We start from the raw sequence: 11,261 nt of genomic DNA, 5'->3' as shown, positions 1-11,261 counted from the left end.
CTGCCGCAGGCTGCGATTGAGCCCGAAGGGGTCACGCTTTTAGAAGCGAAGGTCCTTCGGACCTTATCGCCGCCTGCGGCAGCGGCTACAGGGATTTGCTTAAACGCGGGCAAAAAAAAGCCCGCAGTGTGAGCGGGCAAATCATCTACCACGATGCGAACTTTTAAAGCCTAACTACCACGGTACGTCGAGTAACTGTACGGCGAGATCAGCAACGGCACATGGTAGTGATCCTGCTCGGCACTGATCCCGAAACGCAGCACCACCACATCCAGAAACGCCGGCTCCGGCAATTTCACACCCCGTGCGCGGTAATAATCACCGGCACTGAACTGCACCTGGTATACCCCTGAACGGTAGTCGTCGCCCTGCAACAGCGGTGCGTCGCAGCGGCCGTCTTCGTTGGTCAAGGCACTCGCCACCAAGGTCAACTGGGCACCTTCAACGCGGTACAGCTCGACCTTGATCGAACTGCCCGGACATCCGTGTGCGGCATCCAAAACGTGTGTAGTCAAACGTCCCATTGAGTGTGCGACCTCCCCGACTTGGTGAATAAATTCGGCTGCCGTGCTTTCAGATAAGCCCCGAAAGACACGGCAATGCGAAGATTAAGACACTTATTCAAAAAATTGTACACAATTAAAAATGCTATTTTTCGCGACACGTCTAGCCTGAGGTTTGGAGACTATCAACGCTCAAAGACACGGCCTTTAGAGACTTTGTATTCAGAACCTGACCAATCAGGCAAGTTTTTTGCACGTACCCTTCAAGCACAAAGCATGATAAAAATGCACAAATTCAGGGTTACAAATTTATTATTAAGTTGTATACAATCAAGTCATCGCAGAGACGCCAAGTCTGGCCAGTCGACTGTTAACACCCACAATAAGGAAGACTGTAGTGAGCGCTGACTACCCACGCGACCTGATTGGTTACGGTCCAAACCCTCCTCATCCGCACTGGCCGGACAACGCCCGTATCGCCCTGTCTTTTGTGCTCAATTACGAAGAAGGCGGCGAACGCAGCCTTCTGCATGGCGACAAAGAATCGGAAGCCTTCCTCTCGGAGATGGTCTCAGCCCAGCCGCTGCAAGGCGAGCGCAACCTGTGCATGGAGTCCTTGTACGAATACGGTAGCCGCGCAGGCGTATGGCGGGTGCTCAAGCTGTTCAAGGAATTCGACATTCCGCTCACGGTCTTCGCCGTGGCCATGGCCGCGCAGCGTCATCCGGACGTGATTCGCCACATGGTTGCCGCTGGCCACGAGATCTGCAGCCACGGCTATCGCTGGATTGACTACCAGTACATGGATGAAACGCTGGAGCGCGAGCACATGCTCGAAGCGATCCGCATCCTCACCGAAATCACCGGCGAACGTCCGCTGGGCTGGTACACCGGCCGCACCGGCCCGAACACCCGTCGGCTGGTTATGGAAGAAGGCGGCTTCTTGTATGACAGCGACACCTACGACGACGACCTGCCCTACTGGGAACCCAATAACCCGACCGGCAAAGCACATCTGGTGATCCCTTACACACTGGACACCAATGACATGCGCTTTACCCAGGCGCAGGGTTTTAACACCGGCGAGCAATTCTTCCAGTACCTCAAGGATGCTTTCGATGTGCTGTACGCCGAAGGCGCAGAGTCGCCGAAAATGCTTTCAATCGGCCTGCATTGCCGCCTCATTGGCCGCCCTGCGCGTCTCGCCGCCCTCAAACGCTTCATCGAGTACGCCAAAGGCCACGAACAGGTCTGGTTTACCCGCCGCGTGGACATTGCCCGGCACTGGCACGCCACCCACCCTTTTGTTGCCGAGACCGACCGATGAGCGCCTTCAAGACCCTCAAACCGTCCACCCTGAGCCGCGATGAGTTCGTCGCAGCCTTTGCCGACATTTACGAGCACTCACCCTGGGTGGCCGAAAAGGCTTACGACCTGGGCCTGGACGCCAGCGTCGATCAGATCGACACCCTGCACCAGCGCATGAGCGACCTGTTATTGAGCGCTGATCACGACCGCCAACTGGCACTGATCAACGCTCACCCGGACCTGGCCGGCAAAGCTGCCGTCCAGGGCCAACTGACCGAAGCCAGCACCCATGAACAAGCCGGCGCCGGTATTCACCAATGCACGGAAGAAGAGTTTCAGCGCTTCACCGAGCTGAACGAGGCCTACAAAGCCAAGTTCAAGTTTCCCTTCATCATGGCGGTAAAAGGCAGCGACCGGCACCAGATCCTCGCCGCGTTCGAAACCCGCATCCACAACCCGGCAGACGTCGAGTTCAAATGCGCGTTGGCAGAAATCAACAAAATAGCCCTGTTCCGATTACGCCAGCTCTAAGCCGAGCCGGCAGGTGCCGGTGACGTATCTCCAGCCACTTATTTAAAGGCAGACCAGAAGAATGAAAGCTTACGCCGTACCGTTCGAGAAGTTCGTCAACCTGGCCGACGCCCGTCTAGGCACCAAAATTGTTTCGGTGACCGATGACTGGTTCGCAGACGCCAACCGCCTGTTCCAGCCGACCCCGGCCGTGTGGAAGGAGGGCGTTTTCGATGACAACGGCAAGTGGATGGACGGCTGGGAGTCCCGCCGCAAGCGCTTTGAAGGCTATGACAGTGCCGTCATCCGCCTCGGCGTACCGGGCTCTATCAAGGGCGTCGACATCGACACTTCATTCTTCACCGGCAACTTCCCGCCATCGGCCTCCCTCGAAGCCTGCTTCCTGGCTGAAGGCGAGCCGACTGAAAACACCCAATGGGTTGAAGTGCTGTCGGCGGTCGAGTTGCAAGGCAACAGCCACCATTACCACGAGATCACTAACGACCAGGCATTCAGCCACCTGCGTTTCAACATCTACCCGGACGGCGGCGTAGCGCGTCTGCGTGTATATGGCGTGCCGTTCCGTGACTGGTCTGCGCTGGGTGACAACGAACAGGTCGATCTGGCCGCCGCCCTCAATGGTGGCCGCGCCCTCGCCTGCTCCGACGAACACTTCGGCCGCATGAGCAACATTCTTAACCCGGGCCGTGGCATCAACATGGGCGATGGCTGGGAAACCGCACGTCGCCGTACCCCTGGCAATGACTGGGTCATCGTCGCGCTGGGTCACGCCGGTGAAGTTGAAAAAATCATCGTCGACACCCTGCACTTTAAAGGCAACTACCCGGACAGCTGCTCGATCCAGGGCGCGTTCGTCAAGGGCGGTACCGACAGCCAGATCGAAACCCAGAGCCTGTTCTGGCGTGAATTGCTGCCGAGCCAAAAACTCGAAATGCACGCCGAGCACAGCTTCAGCGAACAGATCAAAGCGCTGGGCCCGATCACCCACATCCGCCTCAACCTGTTCCCGGACGGCGGTGTAAGCCGCCTGCGTGTACTGGGCAAGGTCGCTAAATAAGGCAAAACCTGTAGCCACTGCCGAAGGCTGCGACGGGTTGCGCAGCGACCCTGCTGTTAAAGGCCCTTCGGACCTTATCGCAGCCTGCGGCAGCGGCTACAAAAGCAAAACGAACACCTGACAGTCATTTAGAAAAAGAAGACCAACATGCGCACATTACAGATTGAACCGCTGACCAAAGAAGCCTTCGCCCCGTTCGGTGACGTCATTGAAACCGATGGCAGCGACCACTTCATGATCAACAACGGTTCAACCATGCGCTTTCATCATCTGGCCGAGGTCCAAACGGCTACGCCAGAGTGCAAGGCGATCATCAGCATTTTCCGCGCCGAGGCGCAGGACATGCCGTTCACTGTGTGCATGCTGGAGCGCCATCCGCTGGGCAGCCAGGCGTTTATTCCGCTGCTCGGCAACCCCTTTCTGATCGTGGTCGCGCCCGTTGGCGATGCACCTGTATCAGGCTTGGTCCGCGCCTTTGTCAGTAATGGCAGGCAGGGCATTAATTACCATCGCGGCGTCTGGCACCACCCGGTGCTGACGATCGAAAAGCGGGATGACTTCCTGGTGGTTGATCGCAGTGGCTCAGGCAATAACTGCGATGAGCATTTCTTTAAAGAGGATGAGCGTTTGATCCTCGCCCCCCACCAATAAGAGAAGGTCTGCTCATTCACTCAAGAGTGACAGGCGAGAGGTAAAGACTGTGCAAGCACATCTGATGGAATGGCTGAATCTGGGCGTGCGCTGGATTCATATGATTACCGGTGTGGCCTGGATTGGCGCGTCGTTTTACTTTGTCTGGCTTGAGAACAACCTCAATCGAGCCAACCCCAAAGACGGCCTGTCGGGCGACTTATGGGCCATTCACGGGGGCGGTATCTACCACCTCGAAAAATACAAGCTGGCCCCACCGACCATGCCGGAGAACCTGCACTGGTTTAAATGGGAAGCCTACTTCACCTGGATGTCCGGCATCGCCCTGCTGTGCCTGGTGTTCTATTTCAACCCGGCGCTGTACCTGATCGCTCCCGGCTCCAGCATGAGCGGCCCGGAAGCGGTTGCCATCGGCATTGGTTCGCTGATTGCCGGCTGGTTTGTCTACGACTTCCTGTGTGACTCTGCTTTGGGCAAACGCCCGGCACTGCTCGGTTTTATCCTCTTTTTGCTGCTGGTTGCCGCAGCGTTCGGCCTGAGCAAAGTGTTCAGCGGGCGCGGCGCGTATCTGCATGTCGGCGCCATCATCGGCACCATCATGGTCGGCAACGTGTTCCGCATCATCATGCCCGCCCAGCGTGCCCTGGTTGCGGCCATCAAAGAAGGCCGCACGCCCGATCCAACGCTGCCAGCCAAAGGCCTGCTGCGTTCGCGTCACAACAACTACTTCACCTTGCCGGTGCTGTTCATCATGATCAGCAACCACTTCCCGAGCACTTACGGCAGCCAATACAACTGGCTGATCCTGGCCGGGATTGCGGTACTCGCGGTGCTGGTACGCCATTACTTCAACACCCGCCACGACAGCCATAAATATGCCTGGACCTTACCGGTCGCAGCATTGGGCATGGTCTGCCTGGCGTATGTCACTGGCCCCAAACCAGCACCTGCAACGCCCGACGTGGCCAAGGTCATCAAATACCAACCGCTGCCGGAAACGGCTGTGGGCGGTGTTAAAGCAGCAGATGCCCCGCCAGCAGCAGCGCCCGCACCTGCCGCTCCCGCTGCCCCGGTGGCCGGCGTTGACTTCGAAAAAGTCCACGCGGTGATCCAGGAACGCTGCACGGTTTGTCATTCCGCCTCCCCTACCAGTCCGCTATTCAGCGTGGCCCCGGCCGGGGTGATGTTTGACACCGCGCAACAAATCCAACTGATGGCCCCGCGTATTCAAGCGCAAGCCGTCGCCACACCGATCATGCCGCTGGGCAACATCACTCAGATGACCCAGCAAGAACGCGATCTGGTCGGTGCCTGGGTCAACTCAGGAGCCCACATCAACTGACGCACACGGGTGGCCGCAAACCGTGGGCGGTCACCCACCACACCATTAGCTCACAACAATAAAAATGACCGAGGTGTTGCATGTCCGACTTAACCGAACCGCGCATACCCGCAGTAACCGCACCACCACCCATCCAGCGGCTACCGTTGTTGCAATTGATTCTGGTCGGTTTGCAGCACGTGCTGCTGATGTACGGCGGCGCCGTCGCCGTCCCCCTGATCATCGGCCAGGCGGCCGGTCTGAATCGTGAAGAAATCGCCTTTCTGATCAACGCCGACCTGCTGGTGGCCGGCGTGGCAACCATCGTCCAGTCGTGGGGCATCGGCCCCATGGGCATTCGTATGCCGGTGATGATGGGCGCCAGTTTTGCCGCTGTTGGCAGCATGGTGGCGATGGCCGGGATGCCGGGCATCGGCATGACCGGTATTTTTGGTGCAACCATTGCCGCCGGTTTCTTCGGGATGATCATTGCGCCGTTCATGTCCAAGGTGGTGCGCTTCTTCCCGCCGTTGGTCACCGGCACCGTGATTACTTCCATCGGCCTGTCACTGTTCCCGGTCGCCGTCAACTGGGCGGGCGGCGGCAGCACGGCGGCGCAGTTCGGCTCACCGATCTACCTGTTTATTGCGGCGTTGGTGCTGGGCACCATTTTGCTCATCAATCGCTTTATGCGCGGTTTTTGGGTCAACGTTTCGGTACTGATCGGCATGGCACTGGGCTATGCCCTGTGTGGTGCCATCGGCATGGTCAACTTGCAAGGCATCGGCCTGGCGCCGTGGTTCCAGCTCGTCACGCCGCTGCACTTCGGCATGCCTGAGTTCCATTTGGCACCGATCTTGTCGATGTGTCTGGTGGTGGTGATCATTTTTGTCGAGTCCACCGGGATGTTTCTGGCGCTGGGCAAGATCACCGACCAGGAAGTCACCCCACGCATGCTCCGTCGCGGCTTGCTGTGCGACGCCGGGGCTTCGTTTCTGGCAGGCTTTTTCAACACTTTCACCCACTCCTCATTCGCCCAGAACATCGGTCTGGTGCAAATGACCGGCGTGCGTTGCCGCTCGGTAACGATCATGGCCGGGATCTTCCTGATCACCCTCAGCCTGCTGCCTAAAGCCGCGTACCTGGTGGCCTCGATTCCGCCTGCGGTACTGGGCGGCGCAGCCATTGCGATGTTCGGCATGGTTGCCGCCACGGGGATCAAAATCCTCCAGGAAGCCGACATTGCCGACCGCCGCAATCAACTGCTGGTGGCTGTGAGTATCGGCATGGGCCTGATCCCGGTGGTGCGCCCCGAGTTCTTCGCGCACTTGCCACTCTGGATGGGCCCGATCACCCACAGTGGCATCGCCATGGCGGCAGTCAGCGCCGTGTCCCTGAACCTGCTGTTCAACGTACTGGGCGGCGCCGAGCGTGCAGCCATGAGCGGTCACGTGCATCAGCATTGATGCGCGATGGATGAGTGTTTGTGTGGGAGCGGGCTTGCTCACGATGAAATCGCTACGGTTTACCTGAAAAACCGCAGCACCTGAATCGCGAGCAAGCCCGCTCCCACCCACCTGCCAATCTCTGGCACACACAATAATAAAAAAGGAAGCATCCCATGCACTGCAAACACTGGGGCGTCACGCTCGCGGGTGGGCTTTTGGCTGCAGGTCAGGCAATGGCCGGCGATCTGTTCTTGTGGCAAACCAACAGCCTCACCTACCTGTACGGCAAGAACTTCGCGATCAACCCGTCGATCCAGCAAACGATCACCTTTGAACACGCCGACAAATGGAAGTACGGCGACAACTTCCTGTTTGTCGACCGCATTTTCTACAACGGTAAAGCCGACCCCAACAAAGGCCCGCACACCTATTACGGCGAGTTCAGCCCACGGCTGTCGTTCGGCAAGATCTTCGACCAAAAACTCGAATACGGCCCCATCAAAGACGTACTCCTGGCCATGACCTACGAATACGGCGAAGGCGACAGCGAGGCCTACCTCATTGGCCCGGGCTTTGATCTGGCGGTACCCGGCTTTAACTATTTCACCCTCAACTTTTATCGCCGTCATACCGAAGGGCCACGCCCTGGCACGGGGGTTTGGCAGATCACACCATCGTTCTCCTACACCATTCCTGTAGGCCGCTCCAACGTGCTGATCGATGGCTACATGGACTGGGTGGTCGATAACGACCAGAACTCACGCGGTACGTATCACGCCAACCTGCACTTCAACCCGCAGGTCAAATATGACCTGGGCAAAGCCCTCAACCTGGGCGAAAAGCAGCTGTATGTCGGCTTTGAATACAGCTACTGGAAAAACAAGTACGGCATCGAAAGCAGCAGCCGTCTGGACACCAACCAAAACACCGCCAGCGCCCTGATCAAAGTCCACTTTTAAGCCTTGCTGCGCCCGTGCAACAACAGCGCGCTTGAGTACCGACGCCAGAGTCAGTACTCTGCGCGGCCGCTCAAAGACGGGCGCTGTTTTAAAGCTGACTCTGAAGCCAACTTTATCGTTCAACCCAAGTATTTACGGCCTGCATTAGTCTCCCGCCACTCAACTGTTCACGGACAGCCGAGCGATGACTCTTTGCCGTAAAACAGGGTGTTCAAACGCCTTTAAGTTGACCGTAAAGACAAGTTTTAAAACAAAAGAACCAAGGTGCCGCACAGAGCGCCGAGTTCTACTCATGCAGCATTGATTAATTTTTGGAGCAACCGAATGAAGTGCATTCTGACCGGCCTGGTGCTTGCGGGGAGCCTGCTGGGCGGTACAACGGCAGCCGCAGAAGACTTGCTGCAGTGGCAAACCAACAGCTTGACGTACTTGTATGGCAAGGACTTCCAGGTCAATCCCAAGATCCAGCAGACCTTGACTTTCGAGCACGCCGACAGCTGGAAATACGGTGATAACTTTCTGTTCGTCGACCGTATTTTTTACAACGGCAAAGAAGACAGTAACTTCGGCACCAACACTTACTACGGCGAGTTCACGCCGCGCTTGTCGTTCGGCAAGATCTTCGATCAGAAGTTTGAGTTTGGCCCCATCAAAGACGTGTTGCTGGCCCTCACCTACGAGTTTGGCGAAGGCGATTCAGACTCCTACCTGATCGGCCCCGGTTTCGACCTGAATGTGCCGGGCTTCGACTTCTTCCAGTTGAACTTCTACAAACGCTACCCAGAAGGCAACCGCCCGGGCCGTGGTGTTTGGCAGATCACCCCGGTGTGGTCCTGGACCCAACCCGTGGGCAACTCCGATGTGGTCATCGACGGCTACATGGACTGGGTGGTCGACAACGACCAGAACGCGCGCGGCACCTACCACGCCAACCTGCACTTCAACCCACAGATCAAATATGACTTGGGCAAGGCGTTGAACTGGAGCGCGAAGCAACTGTACGTCGGTATCGAATACGACTACTGGAAAAACAAGTACGGCATCGAAGACAGCGGCTCCTTCAAAACCAACCAGGACACCGCGAGCCTGTTGGTCAAGTACCACTTCTGATGCACCCGCTTCAGCCACTGCATTCGCGTGGCTGAAGCCCTCCTCTCCAGGCAGCACCTTCTCCTCACTGGCCACCTTTATTTGACATACGCCGCGCATGCGTATATTTCTGCATACGCCATGTATGTCAAAACACCTTTCTTACCTGCAACGTCACGGAGCTTGTATGGCCAACCCCTATCGCGAGATTTTCAGCGCCCCCGGCAGCAAAGCGTTTTGCGCCGCAGGCCTGATCGCCCGAATGCCCATATCCATGGCAGGTATCGGCATCATCACCATGCTTTCGCAGTTGCACGGCTCGTATTGGTTGGCGGGCGCGGTGGCGGCCACTTTTGCACTGGCCATGGCCCTGCTGGCACCACAAATTTCTCGCGCGGTTGATCGTTACGGGCAACGCCGGATCTTGCCCGGCGTGGCGGCGGTTGGCGTCTGCGCCATGCTTGCGTTGCTGCTGTGCAGCTACCTGAACGCGCCCGACTGGACGCTGTTTGTCTGCGCCGCCCTGGCCGGCTGCATGCCCAGCATGCCGGCCATGGTCCGCGCCCGCTGGAGCGAGCTGTATCGCGGCTCGCCCAAGCTGCACACGGCGTTCTCGTTTGAATCGGTGCTGGACGAAGTCTGCTTTATCATCGGCCCGCCCATTTCCGTGGGCCTGAGCGTGGCCCTGTTCCCCCAGGCCGGGCCACTGGCGGCCGCGATCCTGTTGGCAGTGGGCGTAACGGCCTTTGTCATGCAACACAAAACCGAGCCGCCCGTGCACCCGCGAACCCTGGAGAATGACGTCACAGTCTTGCGTCAGGGCGCGGTTCTGGTGCTGATGATGGCCTTGATCGGCCTGGGCACCATTGTCGGCACCGTGGATGTGGTCAGCGTGGCCTTTGCCCAACATCAGGGCGAACCGGCGGCCGCGAGTATCGTCCTGTCGGTGTATGCGCTGGGTTCATGCCTGGCCGGACTGGTGTTTGGCAGCCTCAAATTGAACATGCCCCTGCCCCGGTTGTTTTTGTTGGGCGCGTTGGCCACGGCAATCACCATGGTGCCGCTGATGTGGGCCAACAGCATCATCACCCTGGCCGCGGCCATGTTTGTCGCCGGGCTGTTCTTCGCCCCGACCCTGATCACCGCCATGGCGCTGGTCGAAAACATCGTCGCCCCGGCCAAGCTGACCGAAGGCCTGACCTGGATGATCACCGGCCTGGGCATGGGTGTTGCCCTTGGCGCGGTGGTCGGTGGCTGGGTGATCGACGCTTACGGTGCACCGGCGGGCTTCAGGGTGTCGTTGATCGCAGGTTTGGGCATGTTGCTGTTTGCCGTCGCGGGCTATCGGCTGTTGCAAAACAGCACCTCGCAACCCGGTAATGCGCTGGCCTGACGGCTGGCGTAAGACCGCCTGCAAGCAGCTGTCTTGAGACGTTTGCAATCACGGTGCTACCATGCCCGACCGCCAAAACAGGCAAGGAAATACCGGGTTTATGAGTAGCATCCGCGAGCGCAACAAAGAACTGATTTTGCGAGCCGCCAGCGAGGAATTCGCCGACAAAGGGTTTGCCGCCAGCAAAACCAGCGACATCGCGGCCAAGGCGGGGGTGCCCAAGCCCAACGTCTATTACTACTTCAAATCCAAGGAAAACCTGTACCGCGAAGTGCTCGAAAGCATCATCGAGCCGATCCTGCGTGTATCGACGCCGTTCAACGCCGATGGCGAGCCGAACGAGGTGTTAAGCAACTACATCCGCTCCAAAATCCTGATTTCCCGCGAATTGCCGTTTGCCTCGAAAGTGTTCGCCAGCGAAATCATGCACGGCGCCCCGCACCTCAGTGAAAAACAGGTCGAACTGCTTAACGACCAGGCCAAACACAACATCGCCTGCATCCAGACCTGGATCGACCGCGGCCTGATCGCCCCGATCGACCCGCACCACCTGATGTTCAGCATCTGGGCCGCGACCCAGACCTACGCCGACTTCGACTGGCAAATCTCCGCCATCACTGGCAAGGCCAAGCTCGACGACAGCGACTACGAAGCTGCGACCCAGACCATTATTCGGCTGGTGCTTAAAGGCTGTGCGCCGGATTGACGCCTGGCGCAAAAACCGGAGCTGCCGCCCCGTCTTCGACGCCGCGCTGTCGCGCATCAAACAGGACAGCGAATATCGTCAGCATCCCCCAATTGGTTCCCTCTCCTTCGGGAGAGGCGTGGTGAGGGGGCTCTTGACTTGAGTACATATCCGTTGCTGCGGCAACGACCACTTAGGGTTCCGGCCTTACGCCGCGTCACTTTGCAAAAGCGGCAAAGTAACCAAAACGCTTTTGCCCCTACCCCTCGGTGCCTCGCTTTGGCTCGGCATGCCCTCACCACAGGCCTTGCTCCGT

General features: G+C 58.2%; 11 protein-coding genes. 10 read left to right on the top strand and 1 reads right to left on the bottom strand.

Annotated features, from left to right (window positions below; all coding sequences use genetic code 11):
* Positions 1-170: 170 nt before the first annotated feature.
* Positions 171-524, bottom strand: coding sequence for a hydroxyisourate hydrolase (gene uraH, locus QMX84_RS24525; protein ID WP_048371291.1), 354 nt, complete (start codon positions 522-524; stop codon positions 171-173).
* A gap of 376 nt (positions 525-900) precedes the next feature.
* Here uraH and puuE point away from each other — a divergent pair, with 376 nt between their 5' ends.
* The 10 genes from puuE to QMX84_RS24475 all read left to right on the top strand — a co-directional run bounded on the left by puuE (position 901) and on the right by QMX84_RS24475 (position 10,966).
* Positions 901-1,830 carry an allantoinase PuuE gene (gene puuE, locus QMX84_RS24520; protein WP_048391544.1) on the top strand — a complete coding sequence of 310 codons (930 nt, stop codon included), beginning with the start codon at positions 901-903 and terminating at the stop codon, positions 1,828-1,830.
* Positions 1,827-2,342 (top strand): 2-oxo-4-hydroxy-4-carboxy-5-ureidoimidazoline decarboxylase, encoded by a 516-nt coding sequence (gene uraD, locus QMX84_RS24515; protein WP_048391547.1) that lies wholly within the window; start codon positions 1,827-1,829, stop codon positions 2,340-2,342. The genes puuE and uraD overlap by 4 nt, the downstream gene beginning before the upstream one ends.
* 61 nt (positions 2,343-2,403) lie before the next feature.
* On the top strand, positions 2,404-3,399 hold the full coding sequence (gene alc, locus QMX84_RS24510; protein ID WP_048391549.1) for an allantoicase: 996 nt from the start codon (positions 2,404-2,406) through the stop codon (positions 3,397-3,399).
* Between the two features lie 147 nt (positions 3,400-3,546).
* Entirely contained in the window at positions 3,547-4,050 is a 504-nt protein-coding gene (locus tag QMX84_RS24505) for an ureidoglycolate lyase (protein WP_282364998.1), read from the top strand.
* Between the two features lie 49 nt (positions 4,051-4,099).
* Complete coding sequence (locus tag QMX84_RS24500) at positions 4,100-5,392, top strand: urate hydroxylase PuuD (protein ID WP_048371301.1); 1,293 nt, start codon at positions 4,100-4,102, stop codon at positions 5,390-5,392.
* A gap of 80 nt (positions 5,393-5,472) precedes the next feature.
* Positions 5,473-6,837, top strand: coding sequence for a nucleobase:cation symporter-2 family protein (locus QMX84_RS24495; RefSeq protein WP_278939532.1), 1,365 nt, complete (start codon positions 5,473-5,475; stop codon positions 6,835-6,837).
* A gap of 155 nt (positions 6,838-6,992) precedes the next feature.
* Positions 6,993-7,778 (top strand): outer membrane protein OmpK, encoded by a 786-nt coding sequence (locus tag QMX84_RS24490; protein ID WP_048371304.1) that lies wholly within the window; start codon positions 6,993-6,995, stop codon positions 7,776-7,778.
* A gap of 324 nt (positions 7,779-8,102) precedes the next feature.
* The gene (locus tag QMX84_RS24485) at positions 8,103-8,888 is read left to right on the top strand and encodes an outer membrane protein OmpK (protein ID WP_282364997.1); all 786 of its coding nucleotides are present in this window, start codon (positions 8,103-8,105) and stop codon (positions 8,886-8,888) included.
* Positions 8,889-9,054: 166 nt separating this feature from the next.
* The gene (locus QMX84_RS24480) at positions 9,055-10,260 is read left to right on the top strand and encodes an MFS transporter (RefSeq protein WP_153327825.1); all 1,206 of its coding nucleotides are present in this window, start codon (positions 9,055-9,057) and stop codon (positions 10,258-10,260) included.
* 100 nt (positions 10,261-10,360) lie between these two features.
* Complete coding sequence (locus QMX84_RS24475; protein ID WP_123751600.1) at positions 10,361-10,966, top strand: TetR/AcrR family transcriptional regulator; 606 nt, start codon at positions 10,361-10,363, stop codon at positions 10,964-10,966.
* Positions 10,967-11,261 lie beyond the last annotated feature (295 nt).

It is taken from the genome of Pseudomonas sp. PS01297, from assembly GCF_029959305.1.
Classification (GTDB): Bacteria; Pseudomonadota; Gammaproteobacteria; order Pseudomonadales; family Pseudomonadaceae; genus Aquipseudomonas; species Aquipseudomonas helleri.
This window is presented reverse-complemented; position numbering and strand designations above follow the sequence as displayed.